Below are 15,249 nucleotides of genomic sequence, written 5' to 3'. Positions count from 1 at the left end.
CGGGGTCGATCCGCCGATGGTGGGGCACAACCCGGCGCCCGGCGACGACCGGCGCCGGAAATCCCCCGTACGGATTCCCCGGCCGCCCCTTACGTCGCCGCCGCCGGCCGGTGCACTCCGCCCGTGAACGGGTCGAGCCCGCGCCGGCGACGGCTGATCGAGTCGGGGTCCCAGCCCGGCCGGGGCACCGACGCCAGCAACAGCCGGGTGTAGGGGTCCTCGGGCGAGGTGAGCAGCTCGGAGACCGGTCGGTGCTCCATGGTCCGGCCCCGGTACATGACGAGGGCCTCGTCGCAGACGTAGCGGACGACGGCCAGGTCGTGGCTGACGAAGACCAGCCCGATGCCGGTGTCGCGCCGGATGTCCGCCAGCAGGTTGAGCACCTGCGCCTGCACGGAGACGTCCAGGGCCGACACCGCCTCGTCGAGCACCAGGACGGCCGGTTCGACCGCCAGCGCCCGGGCGATCGCGGCGCGTTGGCGCTGCCCGCCCGAGAGGCGGCGTGGCAGGGCGGCCGCCTCCCGGTCGCCGAGGCCCACCTGGGCCAGCAGCTCCCGGACCCGGGCGGCCCGTGCCGCGCGGTCGCGGTTCCCGTGCAGCCGGAGCACGCCGTCGATCGTCGCGCCGATGCTGATCCGGGCGTCGAGGGAGAGGTACGGGTCCTGGAAGACGATCTGGACGGCCTTGGCACGGGCCAGCCGCGCTGGTCTGCCCCGTACGGACGCGGCCAGCGGCTGGCCCTGGACGAGGATCCGGCCAGCGTCGGGGCGTTCGAGGCCGATCAGCATCCGGGCCGTGGTGGTCTTCCCGGAACCGGACTCGCCGACGATGCCGAGGGCCCCGCCCGCCCTGAGGGTGAAGGACAGGTCGTCGACCGCGACGACCTCGGCGGCGCCGGTCCGGTAGGTCTTGCGCAGGCCGCTCACCTCGAGGAGGGCGGCGGTGGGATCGGTGGTCAACGGTCCTCCGTGCGGGATGCGAGGGAAGGCGCGGACGCCGCGGCCAGTTCGGCCGTGCGGTGGCACGCGACCTCGGCCGGGCCGTGCCGTTCCAGCAGGGGCGGGGACTGGTCGCAGCGGCCGGGCTCGGCGAAGCGGCACCGGGGCGCGAAGGCACATCCGGGAGCGGACTCCAGCAGGCCCATCGGGGCGCCGGGGATGGGGGTGAGGCGGACGGGCGGGCCGTCGAGCGGCGGTGAGGAACCGAGCAGTCCGGCGGTGTAGGGGTGGCGGGGCGAGCCGAAGAGTTCCCCCACGGGCGCGGTCTCGACGATCCGGCCCGCGTACATCACGTAGATCCGGTCGCTGACGGCGGCGGCGAGCTCGATGTCGTGCGTGATCAGGAGGAGGCCGAGGCCGCGTTCGCGCTGGAGCCGTCCCAGGACGGCGAGGATCTCGGCCTGGGTGCTGACGTCCAGTGCGGTGGTCGGCTCGTCGCACAGCAGCAGCCGCGGTTCCGCGGTCAGGGCGGCGGCGATCACGACGCGCTGGAGCATGCCGCCGGAGAGTTCGTGTGGGTACTGGTTCAGGTGCCGGGCTGGGTCGGGCAGGCCGACCGCGCCGAGGAGTTCGACCGCGCGGGCGTCGGCCTGGGCCTTGGACCAGCCGTGGACCAGGCGCAGCGGCTCGGTGAGGAAGTCTCCGACGCGGCGGACCGGGTTGATGGCGGCCCGCGGATCCTGGTAGATCATCGCCGCCTTGTTGGTCCGTATGTCGCGCAGGCCCGCGGCGTCGGCGGCGACCAGGTCGGTCCCGTCGACGCGCACCCGGCCGCCGACTTCGGCGCCCGCCGGGAACAGGCCGAGGGCGGCGCGGGCGGTGACGGATTTCCCCGAGCCGGATTCGCCGACCAGCGCGACGACTTCCCCGGCGGAGACCCGCAGGGTGACGCCGTCCAGGATCGGGCGGGCCATGGCGGGCAACGAGACGCTGAGGTCTTCGTAGGCGAGCAGTGTCATCAGGAGTCCCTCCCCGCGAGCCGGTCGCCGAGGTTCTCCCCGACGACGTTGAAGGCGACGACCACCAGGACGACGGCCACTGCCGGCGCGATCGCGGACAGCGGCTGCCCCTGCAGCACGGCCGCCTGACCCTGGTTGATCATGGCGCCCCAGTCGGGGGTCGGCGGCTGTACGCCGAGCCCCAGGAAGGAGAGGGCGGCGAGGTCGAGCAGGGCGTACCCGAAGTTCACCGTCGACTGGGCGAGCAGGGTCGGGGCGATGTTGGGCAGCATCCTGCGGACGGTCACGAACAGGGCGGAGTGGCCCTGGACCCGGTAGGCGGCGATGTAGGGGCGGGCCTTCTCCTGGACGGCGAGGCCGCGGACGAGCCGGGCGGTGTACGGCATGTAGGCGATCGCCATGGCGAGGACCGGAGCCGTCATCCCCTTGCCGAAGAGGGCCACCGCGAGGATCGCCAGCAGCAGCGCGGGGAAGGCGAACACGACGTCGAGGACCCGGCCGGTCACGGTGTCGATCCATCCGCCGCGCCAGGCGGTGAACAGGCCGACCGCCGTGCCCAGGAGGGTGGAGAACAGCACCACCGCGAGGGGTCCGGCGAGGCTGGTCCGGGTACCGGCGATCAGCGCCGAGAAGGTGTCGTGACCGCCCTGGTCGGTGCCCAGCCAGTGGTCGGCGCTCGGGCCCAGGAGGGTGTCGCCGAGCCGGCCGAAGGTGGGGTCCTGGGGGGCGAGCCACGGCGCCAGCAGCGCCACCAGGACGAACAGGACGAGGAGCAGCAGGCAGCCCTGCTGGAGCCGGCTGCCGCCGAGGGCCCGGAGCCGGGTAAGCGGTCGGCGGTCCTTGCCCGGGAGGCCGGTCGGTGCGGTCTGTGCGGTGGGTGCGGTGGGTGCGGTCATCGGGCGCTCCCCGCCGCGGCCATGCGCGGATCGATCAGCGGGTGCACCAGGTCGACGAGGGCGTTGACCACGACGAACGCGGCCACGACCAGCAAAACGATCGCCTGGACCACCTGGAAGTCCAGCTGGTCCACCGACTGCACCAGCAGGGAACCCACTCCGGACATCCCGAACGCGGTCTCCACGATCGCGGTGCTGACCAGCATCCCCGAGACCAGGAGCGCGGAGACGGTCACGATCGGCCCCAGCGCGTTGCGCAGGACGTGCCGCCGGACGACGGTCCGGCGGGGCGTCCCCCGGCTGAGCGCCACTTCCACGTGCTCGCGGCGCAGTTCGTCGAGCATCGCCGAGCGGGTCACGCGGGTCACCAGCGCCACGAAGGTCACGGACAGGGCCGCGGCCGGGAGCACCACGTGGTGCAGGCGGTCCAGGACGCCGGTGCCGTTCCCGATCGTGGGGAACCAGCCCAGCTGCACGCCCAGTACCGATCGGAGCAGGAGCGCGGCGACGAAGGCGGGCGCGGCGGCGCCCACGGTCACCAGGAGCATCAGGGTGCGGTCGGTCCGCGTGCCCCGGCGCAGCGCGCCCACGATGCCGGATCCGATACCCACCACCGCGATCATCAGGGCCGATACGCCGATCAGCAGCAGGGACGCGGGCAGCCGCGACCAGATGACCGAGGAGACGTCCTGGTGGAAGAGGTGGGAGCGGCCGAAGTCCCCGTGCAGGACGCCCTCCAGCCAGTTCCCGTACCGGACCAGGAACGGCTCGTCGAAGCCGTACTGGCGGCGGATCTCGGCGAGTTCCTGCGGGCTGGGGCTGCGGCCCTTCACGAGGAAGGAGGCGGGGTCCCCCGGCGCCAGGAACAGCGAGGAGAAGACGAGGAAGGAGGTGACGAGCAGGGTCGCCGCCATGCCGGCCAGCTTGCGCAGCACCCGTCCGGCCCGTGCCACCGCGACCGTCATCCCTTCGCCCCGATCTCTGCGGCCCACGGGTAGTAGAGGTAGGCGATGGACGGCTGGACGCCGGTGATGCGCTTGCCGAGGAACACGCTCACGGGCTGGGTGTAGAGGGGCAGCCAGGGCAGTTCGCGCATCGCGATCCGCTGGGCCTCGGCGTTGGCGGCCGTGTGCTCGGCGGGGTCGTAGCTCGCGATCGCCGTGTCGACGGCCTTGTCGAAGGCGGGGTCGGACCAGTTGCCGTAGTTGCTGAAGGCGCCGGTCTGCAGGGAGCCGTACATGTCCAGCGGGTCGGTGATGGACGTGTACCAGAAGGTGAGGAAGAGGTCGATGCCCTCGCGCGCGGCCGGGTCGGTGAAGAGCGTCGTGTACTTCTCCGCGGAGACGGAGTCGATCTGCGGCTTCAGTCCGATGGCCGTGGCGGCCTGGGCGACGGCCTGCGTGATGATGGTCGTCTGGGAGTCCAGCGGGCTGGTCGCGATCACGACCTTCTGGCCGTTCACTCCGGCCTCGGCGGCGAGCGCCTTGGCCTTGGCCGGGTCGTACGGGTACTTCGGCAGGTCCTTCAGGAGCGCTTCGCGGGTCGCGGCGGGCGCGTCGGCCCAGAGGTTGTCGGTGACGAGCGAGTCGGCGACCTGGCCGACCCCGCCGGCGCCGGCCTTGACGATGCCCTCGCGGTCGATGGCCATCAGCAGGGCCTGGCGCACCCGGGCGTCGCCGAGCGGGCCCTTGAGGTTGGCGACCACCTCGTCGGCGACCGTGGTGTTGCGGCCGAAGTAGAGGGATCCGGCCTGGGTGTCGCGCAGTTGGGAGTACGCGTTCGGCGGGACCATCCAGCCGCCGTCGACCTCGCCGCTCTGGAAGGCGTTGACCCGGGTCGTCGCGTCGGCAAGGAAGACGAACTTCACCTCGCCGGACTTGGCCTTGAGGGCGGGGTTCCAGTAGTCGTCGAAGCGCTTGAGCGTGAGGGACTGGCCGGAGGTCCAGGAGGCGAAGGAGAACGGGCCGGTGCAGTTCACGCCGGTCTGCGGATTGCCGTAGTCCTTGCCGGACTTGGCGAGGGTGGCGGCGGACTCCACCGTGCCGGGGCTGGCGGCGAGGTACTTGTTGAAGGTGGAGTCGGGCTGCGTCAGGGTGACGGTGACCTCCATCGGCCCGGTGCGGTCGACCGACTTCACGTTCCGGAAGGGGTAGGCCCACACGCTGGCCGTCTCCGGGTCGAGGTTGCGGCGCAGCGAGGCCACGACGTCGTCGGCGGTGAGCGTGGTCCCGTCGTGGAACCGCACGCCGGGGCGGATCTGGTAGACCCAGGTGGTGGGCGTGGGGTTGGTGTACGAGGACGCGAGGTTCGGCGAGGTCGTCAGGTCGGGGTTCCAGCGGAGCAGGCTCTCGCAGACGTTGGCGAGGATCTGGTTGGGCGGGTAGTCGAACGAGTGGGCGTAGTCGATGGTGGTCGGCTCCGCGAAGATCGACCAGGTGAACGCGTCCACGGTGCCGGCGGCGGCCGGCGTCGCGTCGGTGATCTCGAAGGCGGTGGATCCGTCCTTCCGGCCGCCCGTGGTGCCGCTGCACGCGGTGGTGACGAGCACCGCGGCGGCCACGAGGGCTGCCGACAGGGCGTGGCGGATCCGGCTGCGTCGGTGGTGCGGCGATCCCGATGTGGCTGATGACATCGTCTGGCTCCCTGAGGGGTGAGCGTGGTGGGGTTCGTGCTGCTCGGCCGGTGGCGGCCCGGCCGGTGACTGCCCGGTCCGCCGGCAGTCCGTGATCGGTGTGCGGGTGCGCGGTTGCGCACGTACAGGGGTGCGCGGGTGCGTACGTACGCGGGTGCGCGGCTGCTCCGTGGGCAGGTGCGCGCTGTTCAGGTGCTGCGGAGCTCAGTCCTTCGCGGCGAAGACGAGTTCGCCGTCGAGGTAGGTCCGGAGCACCCGGGTCTCGGCGATCTCCGCGCTCGGGTGGGCGAAGGGATCGCGGTCGAGGACGACGAGGTCCGCGTACTTGCCCGCCTCGACGGTGCCGGTGACCTCGTCGAGGTGGTTCGCCCAGGCGCTGCCCGCGGTGTAGGCGGTCAGTGCCTGGGAGAGGGTCAGTGCCTGCTCCGGGAAGAAGGGAGCCAGGGGTTCGAAGGTCCCGGACGCGTTGGGGGCCTCGTCGGGGACGGCTCGGTTGACGGCGACGTGGATGCCCCACATCGGGTTGGGGCTGCTCACCGACCAGTCGCTGCCGGCGACGAGTCGGGCGCCGGCCCGCTGCAGGTCCCCGAAGGGGTACTGGAGGGCGGCCCGTTCGGGTCCCAGGAAGGGGATCGTCAGCTCGTCCATCTGCGGCTCGTGCGCGGCCCACAGGGCCTGGATGTTCGCGGCCGCTCCCAGGCTCGCGAAGCGCCCGATGTCGTCGGGGTGGACGATCTGCAGGTGGGCGAGGTGGTGGCGGTTGTCGTTGGCGCCGTTGGCCGCCCGGGCCGCGGCGAGCGCGTCGAGCACCTCGCGCACGGCGCGGTCCCCCAGTGCGTGGAAGTGGACCTGAAAGCCGGAGCGGTCGAGCCGGGTCACCGCTTCGGCGAGCAGTTCCGGTTCGACGAAGCTCAGTCCGGAGTTGGCGGTGGCGCAGCCGCAGCCGTCGAGGTAGGGCTCCAGCAGGCCGGCCGTGAAGTTCTCGGCGATGCCGTCCTGCATGATCTTGATGCTGGTGGCGTTGAACCGGCCGACCTGTCCGGTGCGGCGGCGCTCCTCCAGTTCGGGTATCTGCTCCAGGCCGCGTTCGCGGTCCCACCACAGGGCGCCGACGACTCGTGCGCGCAGGGAGCCCTCGCGCGCCGCCCGCAGGTAGACCCCGTAGTTGTCGGGGTTGCCGGGGAAGGCGCCGATCATGGCGTCCTGCCAGCTGGTCACGCCGAGGGAGAAGAGGTGCTCCTGCGCGGCGAGGAGGCCGGCGTGCGCCTCGTCGGGCGTCGCGATGGGCACGTGGCGGGCCACCAGCTCCATGGCGCCCTCCTGGAGGGTGCCGGCCGGGTGTCCGTCGGCGTCCCGCTCGATCCGGCCGTCCACCGGGTCGGGGGTGGTGCGGTCGACGCCCGCGAGTTCGAGTGCGCGGGTGTTGACCCAGGCGCCGTGGCCGTCCCGGTTGGTGAGCATGACGGGCCGGTCCGGCACCACGGCGTCGAGCATGGCGCGCGTCGGCGTGCCCCCGGGAAAGACGTCCATGGACCAGCCGCCGCCACGGATCCAGGCCGCTTCGGGGTGCTCCCCGGCGTACGCGGCCACCACCGCCAGGTATCCCTCGATGGACCGCTCCTCGCCGAGGTCGCAGCCGAGCATCTGGACGCCGGCCACCGCCGGGTGGACGTGGGCGTCCTGGAACCCCGGTACGAGCAGTCCGCCCGCGAGGTCGACGACCTCGGTGTCCGCGTCCGCGAAGGAGCGCACGGCGGCTTCGTCGGCGACGGCGAGGATCCGTCCGCCTCCGATGGCGACCGCGGCGTCGACCGGGGCCGGCCCGGTCGCGGTGAAGACCTTCCCGCCCACGAATACGGTGTCGGCCCGCTGCCTGTTGTTGGACATCGACGCATCCTCCGGCTCGGCGGGCGGACCCGCACGGCTTGTTGTTGAGGAGGAGTGAACGGGAGCGCAACATTGTTGTCAACGGTGTTGCGCTGCCTCTGTTCCACATCGTTACACTGGCCCCACCATGCCGAAGTCATCCGACGCACCCGCCCGGTCCAAGCGCGCGGGCAGCCAGCTCACACCCGACGCGATCATCGAAGCGAGCCTGCGCATCGCGGCCCGCGGGAGTGAGGACGCGTTCACCGTCCGGCGCCTCGGCGAGGAGCTCGGCGCCGACCCGACCGCGATCTACCGCCACTTCCGCGACAAGGACGAGCTGCTGCTGTCCGTCGCCGACCGCACGCTCGGCGAGGTGCTCGACAGCATCCCCGAGGGACTCGACTGGAAGGGCCGGCTGCGGGCGCTCGCCGACGGCTCACTGGAGGTGGCGCTGAAGTACCCGGTGGTCGGATCGACCATGGCCAGCCGGACCACCCGGCGGCCCAACGAGTTCCGGGTGGTCGAGCTCATCCTCGGCGCCGTCATGGAGGCCGGGCTCGACGGCGCCGAGGCGGCCGTCCACTACCGCATGGTGGGCGACTCGCTCCTCGCGTACGTCGGCCAGCGCGCCGCCTACCTGCTGTTCGACCCGGACATCCGGGCGGCCGACGAGTCCTCCTGGAGCCGCGAGTACCGCCTGGTCGACGCGGAGGGATTCCCGAACATCACCCGGCTGAGCACGCAGCTCGCCGAGGTGACGGACGAGCAGATCTTCCTCGCCAGGGTGGAGGCGCTGATCACCGCGATCGAGAAGCGGGTGGAGGAACTCCGCACGGCATAGGACCGGCGTTGCCGGGGTTCTCGGGGTCCGGCGCCGTCAGCGCGTACGTGCACCGGTGTGCCAGCCGGAGCGTGTCCGGTCCGGGCGAGGCGTTCGCCGCGTCGATCGCCGCGACGAGCGCCGGCACCGAACAGCGGACCTGCGCCGAGGCGGCGTGAGCGGCCGGGACGGGGACCGTCACCAGCGCGCCCGCCACCAGGCCGATGACGGCCGGGACATGCCGACGAGACATCCGAGACTCCTTCTGGGGGGGTATGACCGGCCGTCAGGGACCACGACCGGCCGGGCCCAGCCGACCATGTGCGACCGCTCCCGGCTTCCGCAAGTGATCCGTACGGGCGGGCGGACAGCCCGTACGGATCACGAGGAAACGCGAACGGCCCAGCCGCCGGACGGCGCCGCCGGCCACCTTGATCACCTCCCCCGGGAAAACCCCTCGCCAGAAACATCGCACGTATGTACTCTGAGCAGGCGTCAAACCTGATCACGTTCAAAAACAAAAAAATGGGGGGGCCGGTGCGTAATCGCCGACTCATGCTGTCCACCGCCGCAATCGTCGCGGCCGGTGTCGGACTCGTCCCGGGTGTCGCCAACGCGACGGGCCAGGACGGGGCCAAGGGGACGGACCACCGGGGGGTGTCCGTTCCCGACCTCGATCTGAGCAAGATCGCGGACAAGGCGTACAAGGAGGGAACCACCTCCAGCCCTGCTTCCAAGACGGTCCACCCGGCCGCCAAGGGCGGCAAGCAGGCCGCGGGCGCCGCCGCCGAGCCGACGGTCGGCCTGGAGGCCGGGGCCACCAGCGCGCACGGCGTGGAGCTGAAGCTCGCCGTCACCAGCGACCCGGGCACCGCGCTCGGCGTGGTCGTCGAGTGGGGCGACGGCAGCCAGATCCAGGTGGGCGCCAACGGCCCCACCAACCTGACCGAGAACCACATGTACGCCAAGGCCGGCGTCTACACCGTCAAGGTCTCCCTGACCGACGGCAGCGGAGTCCGCGGCACCAACCAGATCGTCGTGCAGACCGCGGGCAACGAGTTCACCCCGCACACCCCGACCCGTCTGCTGGACACCCGTGCGGGCATCGGTGCGCCCGCGCAGAAGGTGCCCGCCTTCGGTACCGCCCGCATCAAGGTCGGCGGCGCCGCGCAGATCCCGGCCGGTGTGACCGCCGTGGCCCTGAACGTCACCGTCACCAACCCCTCGAAGGACGGGCACGTCCGCGTGTACGCCGAGGGCGGCGAGGTGCCGACCACGTCGAACGTCAACTACACCCCGGGGCAGACCGTCCCGAACCTGGTGATCGCGTCCGTCGGCCAGAACGGCTACGTGGACGTCTACAACCACGGCGCGGGCGAGCTCGACCTCATCGCCGACGTCACCGGCTACTTCTCCAAGTCCGCCGCCAACGGCTACACCTCGCTGGAGCCGAGCCGTATCGTCGACACCCGTGAGGGCCTCGGCACGAGCCAGGGCAAGATCGCCGGCTACGGCACCTTCAACACCCCGGTGCGCGGCCGTGCGGGCGTCCCGGCGACGGCCACGGCCGTCGCGCTCAACGTGACCGTCCACGAGCCGAACATGGAAGGCCACCTGACCGTCTACCCGGGCGGCCCGGCGCCGACCTCGTCGAACCTGAACTTCGGCCAGGGCCAGACCATCGCCAACTCGGTCATCGTCCCGATCGGCCCCGACGGCAAGATCAGCTTCCGCAACGGTGCCGGAGCCGGCACCCACGTGATCGTCGACGTCGTGGGCTACTACAGCCCCGAGAGCCCGAGCGCGCTGATCCGCACCACCCCGAGCCGCTGGTTCGACACCCGCGAGTGGGGCAGCCCGCTCGATGGCCGCTCCTACATCTACGGCCGGGTCATGGGCGGAGACACGAACGTCACCGCGCTCGTCACCAACGCCACCGTCACCAACCCCGAGGGCACCGGCTTCCTGACGGTCTCCCCGGACCCCAACTCGTGGGCCGCCTACGAGGGTGGCTGGGAGACCTGGCCGACGCCGCCGAACTCCTCCAACCTCAACTGGACCTACCGCAAGACCGTCCCGAACCTGGTCCAGGCGAGCTCGGGCGTCAACAACGTGATCGACTTCTGGAACATGGGCTACCAGTCCACGGACCTGCTCGTCGACACCTTCGCCTTCTACGCGAAGAACTGACCCCCGGCCCACCGGCAGCACCTGCCGGCTGAACCGCCGCCGCGGCGCCCCGGGAGCGGACCCCAGTGGTCCCGCTCCCGGGGCGCCGTGCGTCGTTTCCGGCCCGGCCCCGGACCCGGCCCCGGCCCCGGATCACGTCGCCGGGGTCAGCCGCTCCCACAGGAAGGTGTGGACGAGGGCCTCGTTGAAGGCGGTCTGCCGGTGGTCGGTGGCGCCCGCATGGCCCCCGCCGAGGTGCTCGTGGAAGAGGACCGGATGCCCGGCCTCGCGCAGCCGGGCGGCCATCTTGCGGGCGTGGCCCGGGTGGACGCGGTCGTCGCGGGTCGAGGTGAGCAGGAGCAGCGGCGGGTACGCGGGCCCGTCCTCCCGGACCTGGTGGTACGGGGAGATCCGCTCCAGGTGGGGCCGGTCGGCCGGGCTGTCGGGATCCCCGTACTCGGCGATCCAGCTGGCGCCGGCGAGCAGCTTGTGGAAGCGGAGCATGTCCAGCAGCGGCACGTGGGCGACGACCGCGCCGAACAGTTCCGGGTCCCGGGTGAGCATCGCGCCCATCAGCAGTCCGCCGTTGCTGCCGCCCTCGATGCCCAGCTGGGCGGGGGTGGTGATGCCCCGGGCGGTGAGGTCCCGGGCGACGGCGGCGAAGTCCTCGTACGCCCGGACCCGGTTCGCGCCGAGGGCCGCCCGGTGCCAGTCCGGCCCGTACTCGTGCCCGCCCCGGATGCCCGCGACGACGTAGGTGCCGCCCCGCGCGAGCCAGGCCCGCCCGGTGAGCGCGCTGTACTGCGGGACCATGGAGATCTCGAAGCCGCCGTACCCGTAGAGCAGGGTGGGGCCCGGGCCGGGGCGGTCCTCGGGTCCGACGACGAAGTACGGGACCCGCGTGCCGTCCGCGGAGGTCGCGAAGTACTGGCTGACGGTGAGACCGGCGGTGTCGAAGAGCGCCGGGCCCTGCTTGACGCTCTCGCCGTCGCCTCCGGCCGTGCCCCGGTAGAGGGTGGACGGCTGGAGGAAGCCGGACACGTGGTGGAAGTACTCGTCGCTCACGTCCGGGTCGGTGCAGGTGACCGAGGCGGTGGACAGCGGGGGTACGCCCGGCAGGGGTGCGCGCCGCCAGCCGCCGGGTTCCGGGGTGAGGAGCTCCATCCGGGAGGAGACGTCGGCGCGGGTGCTGAGGATGAGGTGGCTGCGGGTCCAGCTGTACCCGGCGAGCGCGGTCCGCTCGTCCGGGGTGAACAGCACCTCGGCCTCCCGCTCGCCCGCCCGGAAGGCGTCGAAGTCGAAGGCGAGCAGGCTGCCCGCGGGATGGCCGAGCCACGGAGTCTTGGGGACGACGGTCAGCCACTGCCGGTGGACGGAGGCGCCCGCGTCGTCCGGTACCTCGATCTTCACCGGCGGGGCGGCGGGGTCCTCGGGGAGGAGGAAGAGTTCCTTGTTCCAGAAGTCGATCTGCCGGTGGACGAAGTCCCGTTCGAAGCCGGGGGTGTCGTCGTGCCATCCGCTGGCGGACAGGTCCGTGGGCAGGCCCTCGTAGACCGGCTCCGCGTCCTCGAGGGGGGTGCCGCGCCGCCAGCGGCGCACCTGGAGCGGGTAGCCGGACGCGGACATCGAGCCGGGGCCGAAGTCGGTCCCGATCCAGATCCGGTCGTGGTCGATCCATCCGGTCCGGGTCTTGGCCTCCTCGACCGTGAACCCGTCCGCGACGAACTCCAGGGTCTCCAGGTCGAACTCGCGCACGACGCAGGCGTCGGCGCCGTCCCGCGACAGCATGACCAGGGCGTGCCGGTGTCCGGGGGCCAGGACACTGCTGCCCGCCCAGGCCCACTTCTCGTCCTCGGCCTCGGCCAGCGCGTCCAGGTCCAGGACCACCTCCCAGGCCGGCCGGTCGGTGCGGTACTCCTCGAGCGTGGTCCGCCGCCACAGCCCGCGCACGTGGTCGGCGTCCTGCCAGAAGTTGTACAGGTGGCGGCCCCTGCGGACGACGTACGGGATCCGGCCGTCGTCGTCCAGCACCTCGCGCATCTCCTGCTCGAGCACCTTGAACCCGGGAGCGCCGGTCAGCGCCTCCACGGTCTCGGCGTTGCGCTCCCGGACCCAGTCGAGGGCGGCCTCGCCGGATACGTCTTCCAACCAGAGGTAGGGGTCTTCATCGCTCATCAGGCGATTGTGCAGGAAGACGGGCCGCGCGCAGGGCCGAGTGCACCGACCAGACCACCGAGACCAGCGGGACCGCGACCACCGCGCCGACCACTCCGGCCGCGATGGCCCCCGCGACCACCGAGATCGCCACGACCAGCGGGTGCAGCCGCACCGCCCGGCTCATCACGAGCGGGTGCAGCAGATGGCCCTCGATCTGGCCGATGACCACGATCAGCGCCACCACGATCCCCGCGACGAGCGGCCCCTTCGCGGCCAGCGCGACGACGGCGGCGATCGCCAGCGCGACCGGCGACCCGATGAGGGGGATGAAGGCCGCGAAGAACTCCAGCACCGCCAGCGGAACGGCCAGCGGGACCCCGAGGAAGTACAGCGCCACCCCGACGAGGACGGCGTTCGTCGCCGCGACCAGCAGGATGCCGTGGGTGTAGCCGGTGAAGGTGCGCCAGGCCGCCCGTCCGGCGATCGCCACCCGGTCGCGGGCCGGCTCGGGCAGCTGCGCGCAGAACCACGACCACTGCCGGTCGCCTCCGTGCAGGAAGAAGACCGAGCAGAAGACGGCGAGGGCGAGCACGGTCAGGACGTGGACCAGGCGCCCGGCTCCGCTGACCGCCTGGCTGAGGACCGTGGAGCGGTGGCTGGAGAGGTACTCGCCGATCCGGGCCTGGACGTCGGAGAGCGCGCGCGGGTTCAGCCGGAAGGGGGGCCGCTCCAGCCATGTCTCGATGCTGGCGAGCCCCTGGCGGAACTCCCGGGCCAAGGTGGTGCTCTCCCCCGCCACCGCCTCGCCGACCAGCGTCAGCACGCCGCCCAGCAGCAGCGTGCTGCCGACGAGGGCCACGGCGACGGCGAGCGTGCGGGGCAGGGCGTGCGCGAGGCGCCGGGTGGGCGACCACAGCAGCGCCGAGACGACGAGGCCGAGGAAGAGGGCCACGGCGATCTCGTGGAAGCGGCCCAGCACGGCGAAGACCGCGTAGACGGCGGCGCCGACGACCAGCAGGCGCCAGGCGTACGACGCGGCCGTACGCAGGAAGGGTGACACCGGCGGCATGGTCCATGAGTGCCACCGCGGCCCGCCGATGCCACGCGCCGGGTCCCGGATTCCCCCGTCCGAGGCGGTGGGGAGACGTCCGGGCGGCGGGGTACGGAGGCCTCCGGGCGGGACGGGTGGCGGACGGGTACGGGATCCGGCGCAGGGAAAATGCGTTGCCCCGGCGGGGGCACACGCCGACGATGGCATCTCGTGAGCACCTCCCGACTGACCGCCGTACTGCCCGATCTCGCCCCGTGGCGGTCCAGCCGCGACTTCCGGCTGCTGTTCTACCAGGGGACGGTGACGTACTTCGGCTCGTTCATGGCGATGATCGCGCTGCCGCTCCAGATCAAGCACCTGACGGACTCGCCGCTGGCGGTCGGCGCGATGGGCGCGGTGGAGCTGGTTCCGCTGGTGGTCTTCGGGCTGTACGGGGGCGCCCTCGCCGACGCGGTCGACCGGCGGCGGCTGATCCTGCTGACCGAGGCGGGGCTCGGGGTGCTGGCCGTGGTGCTCCTGGTGAACGCGCTGCTGCCGGATCCGCTGCTGTGGCCGCTGTACGTGGTCGCGGCCGGTGTGTCGGCCCTGGCCGGGCTCCAGCGGCCGGCCCTGGACTCGCTGATGGCGCGGATCGTGCCGCACGACCAGCTGACCGCGGCGGCCGCACTCAACGGGCTGCGCTACCAGTTCGGCGCGATCGCCGGGCCCGCGGTGGCCGGTCTGGTCGTCGCCTACGCCGGGTACGCCTCGGCCTACTCCGTCACCGTCGCGGGCTTCCTCGTGTCCGTACTGCTGTGTCTGCGGCTCAGTCCGGCGCCGCCCGTGCGGGGCGCCGAGCGTCCCTCGCTGCGCGGGATCGCCGAGGGCGCGCGGTACGCGTGGAGCAGGCCCGTACTCCTGGGGACGTACGCCGTCGATCTGGCGGCGATGCTCTTCGCCTTCCCGAACGCGATCTTCCCCTTCCTCGCGGACGAGCTGGACGCGGTGTGGGCGCTGGGTCTGATGTACGCGGCGGGGGCGGTGGGCTCCCTGGTGCTGGGGCTGACCAGCGGCTGGGTGTCCCGGATACGCCGGCACGGGCTGCTGGTGGTGGCCGGGGCGACGGTCTGGGGGCTGGCGATCGCGGCGGCGGGCGCGTCCGGAGGGATCTGGATCGTGCTGGTGTGCCTCGCGGTGGCGGGCGCCGGCGACATGCTGAGCGGGCTGGGGCGCGCCACCATCTGGAACCAGACGATCCCCGAGGAGCTGCGGGGCCGGCTCGCCGGCATCGAGGTGCTCTCGTACAGCGTGGGCCCGCAGCTGGGCCAGGTCCGGGCGGGCACGATGGCCGGATGGACCGGTACCCGCTCGGCCTTCTGGAGCGGCGGTCTGGCCTGCGTGGCCTCGGTGGCGGTGCTGGCCGCGCTGCTGCCGAAGCTGATCTCCTACGACGCCGACACCGACGAGGACGCGCTGCGCCGCCGGGCGGCCCGGGAGGCGGAGCCGAGCGGCGCGGCGGCCTGACGCCCGCCCGTGCTCAGCCCTCCTTCTCGGCGAGGATCCGGTCGGCCGCGAAGTGCGGGCAGTTGGTGGCGTGCCAGGTCACCGAGAGCGAACATGCTCCGGTCCGCAGGGTCCGCACCGCGCCGTCGGCGGCGGTGGCCTTGCAGAAGGGACACACGACGGTCTCCGGGCGCAGTAGATCGAACATGCCGTGTC

General features: G+C 72.4%; 13 protein-coding genes. 3 read left to right on the top strand and 10 right to left on the bottom strand.

From position 1 onward, the window contains the following. Nucleotides 1–89 precede the first annotated feature (89 nt). From ACIPYQ_RS14155 to ACIPYQ_RS14130, 6 genes are all read right to left on the bottom strand, one after another. Nucleotides 90–959, bottom strand: a complete 870-nt coding sequence (locus ACIPYQ_RS14155) for an ABC transporter ATP-binding protein (protein WP_401250249.1) — start codon at nucleotides 957–959, stop codon at nucleotides 90–92. Then, on the bottom strand, nucleotides 956–1,957 hold the full coding sequence (locus tag ACIPYQ_RS14150; RefSeq protein ID WP_401250246.1) for an ABC transporter ATP-binding protein: 1,002 nt from the start codon (nucleotides 1,955–1,957) through the stop codon (nucleotides 956–958). The genes ACIPYQ_RS14155 and ACIPYQ_RS14150 overlap by 4 nt, the downstream gene beginning before the upstream one ends. Further along, entirely contained in the window at nucleotides 1,957–2,853 is an 897-nt protein-coding gene (locus tag ACIPYQ_RS14145) for an ABC transporter permease (RefSeq protein WP_401250244.1), read from the bottom strand. The genes ACIPYQ_RS14150 and ACIPYQ_RS14145 overlap by 1 nt, the downstream gene beginning before the upstream one ends. Beyond that, on the bottom strand, nucleotides 2,850–3,818 hold the full coding sequence (locus tag ACIPYQ_RS14140) for an ABC transporter permease (protein ID WP_401250241.1): 969 nt from the start codon (nucleotides 3,816–3,818) through the stop codon (nucleotides 2,850–2,852). Before ACIPYQ_RS14140 ends, ACIPYQ_RS14145 begins: the two co-directional genes overlap by 4 nt. Next, entirely contained in the window at nucleotides 3,815–5,485 is a 1,671-nt protein-coding gene (locus ACIPYQ_RS14135; protein WP_401250238.1) for an ABC transporter substrate-binding protein, read from the bottom strand. Before ACIPYQ_RS14135 ends, ACIPYQ_RS14140 begins: the two co-directional genes overlap by 4 nt. A 204-nt stretch (nucleotides 5,486–5,689) precedes the next feature. Beyond that, nucleotides 5,690–7,372 (bottom strand): amidohydrolase, encoded by a 1,683-nt coding sequence (locus tag ACIPYQ_RS14130; protein WP_401250236.1) that lies wholly within the window; start codon nucleotides 7,370–7,372, stop codon nucleotides 5,690–5,692. Between the two features lie 127 nt (nucleotides 7,373–7,499). Between ACIPYQ_RS14130 and ACIPYQ_RS14125 the strand changes: the two genes are divergently transcribed. After that, nucleotides 7,500–8,195 (top strand): TetR/AcrR family transcriptional regulator, encoded by a 696-nt coding sequence (locus tag ACIPYQ_RS14125; protein ID WP_401250234.1) that lies wholly within the window; start codon nucleotides 7,500–7,502, stop codon nucleotides 8,193–8,195. On the opposite strand, the gene ACIPYQ_RS14120 is transcribed toward ACIPYQ_RS14125, so the two are convergent. Then, nucleotides 8,152–8,427, bottom strand: a complete 276-nt coding sequence (locus ACIPYQ_RS14120) for a hypothetical protein (RefSeq protein ID WP_401250231.1) — start codon at nucleotides 8,425–8,427, stop codon at nucleotides 8,152–8,154. The genes ACIPYQ_RS14125 and ACIPYQ_RS14120 overlap by 44 nt on opposite strands. 284 nt (nucleotides 8,428–8,711) lie before the next feature. Between ACIPYQ_RS14120 and ACIPYQ_RS14115 the strand changes: the two genes are divergently transcribed. After that, the gene (locus ACIPYQ_RS14115) at nucleotides 8,712–10,364 is read left to right on the top strand and encodes a PKD domain-containing protein (RefSeq protein ID WP_401250228.1); all 1,653 of its coding nucleotides are present in this window, start codon (nucleotides 8,712–8,714) and stop codon (nucleotides 10,362–10,364) included. Between the two features lie 132 nt (nucleotides 10,365–10,496). On the opposite strand, the gene ACIPYQ_RS14110 is transcribed toward ACIPYQ_RS14115, so the two are convergent. Continuing rightward, complete coding sequence (locus ACIPYQ_RS14110) at nucleotides 10,497–12,518, bottom strand: prolyl oligopeptidase family protein (RefSeq protein WP_401250226.1); 2,022 nt, start codon at nucleotides 12,516–12,518, stop codon at nucleotides 10,497–10,499. After that, on the bottom strand, nucleotides 12,508–13,569 hold the full coding sequence (locus ACIPYQ_RS14105; RefSeq protein WP_401250223.1) for an AI-2E family transporter: 1,062 nt from the start codon (nucleotides 13,567–13,569) through the stop codon (nucleotides 12,508–12,510). Before ACIPYQ_RS14105 ends, ACIPYQ_RS14110 begins: the two co-directional genes overlap by 11 nt. Nucleotides 13,570–13,761: 192 nt before the next feature. On the opposite strand from ACIPYQ_RS14105, the gene ACIPYQ_RS14100 reads away from it, so the two are divergent. Beyond that, nucleotides 13,762–15,054, top strand: coding sequence for an MFS transporter (locus ACIPYQ_RS14100; protein ID WP_401250221.1), 1,293 nt, complete (start codon nucleotides 13,762–13,764; stop codon nucleotides 15,052–15,054). A 13-nt stretch (nucleotides 15,055–15,067) separates the two neighbouring features. On the opposite strand, the gene ACIPYQ_RS14095 is transcribed toward ACIPYQ_RS14100, so the two are convergent. Then, nucleotides 15,068–15,241, bottom strand: a complete 174-nt coding sequence (locus ACIPYQ_RS14095; protein WP_401250218.1) for a hypothetical protein — start codon at nucleotides 15,239–15,241, stop codon at nucleotides 15,068–15,070. Nucleotides 15,242–15,249 lie beyond the last annotated feature (8 nt).

Source organism: Streptomyces sp. NPDC090045 (genome assembly GCF_044747975.1).
Taxonomy (GTDB): Bacteria; Actinomycetota; Actinomycetes; order Streptomycetales; family Streptomycetaceae; genus Streptomyces.
Note: the sequence above shows the minus strand (reverse complement) of the source record. Positions and strands in the feature narration are given on the sequence as shown.

Bases quoted from the DNA above. Each gene is read 5' to 3' on its own strand.
- ACIPYQ_RS14130 (WP_401250236.1), bottom strand. From the start codon at position 7,372: ATGTCCAACAACAGGCAGCGGGCCGACACCGTATTCGTGGGCGGGAAG.
- ACIPYQ_RS14150 (WP_401250246.1), bottom strand. From the start codon at position 1,957: ATGACACTGCTCGCCTACGAAGACCTCAGCGTCTCGTTGCCCGCCATG.
- ACIPYQ_RS14145 (WP_401250244.1), bottom strand. From the start codon at position 2,853: ATGACCGCACCCACCGCACCCACCGCACAGACCGCACCGACCGGCCTC.
- ACIPYQ_RS14110 (WP_401250226.1), bottom strand. From the start codon at position 12,518: ATGAGCGATGAAGACCCCTACCTCTGGTTGGAAGACGTATCCGGCGAG.
- ACIPYQ_RS14105 (WP_401250223.1), bottom strand. From the start codon at position 13,569: ATGCCGCCGGTGTCACCCTTCCTGCGTACGGCCGCGTCGTACGCCTGG.
- ACIPYQ_RS14120 (WP_401250231.1), bottom strand. From the start codon at position 8,427: ATGTCTCGTCGGCATGTCCCGGCCGTCATCGGCCTGGTGGCGGGCGCG.
- ACIPYQ_RS14125 (WP_401250234.1), top strand. From the start codon at position 7,500: ATGCCGAAGTCATCCGACGCACCCGCCCGGTCCAAGCGCGCGGGCAGC.
- ACIPYQ_RS14135 (WP_401250238.1), bottom strand. From the start codon at position 5,485: ATGTCATCAGCCACATCGGGATCGCCGCACCACCGACGCAGCCGGATC.
- ACIPYQ_RS14095 (WP_401250218.1), bottom strand. From the start codon at position 15,241: ATGTTCGATCTACTGCGCCCGGAGACCGTCGTGTGTCCCTTCTGCAAG.
- ACIPYQ_RS14140 (WP_401250241.1), bottom strand. From the start codon at position 3,818: ATGACGGTCGCGGTGGCACGGGCCGGACGGGTGCTGCGCAAGCTGGCC.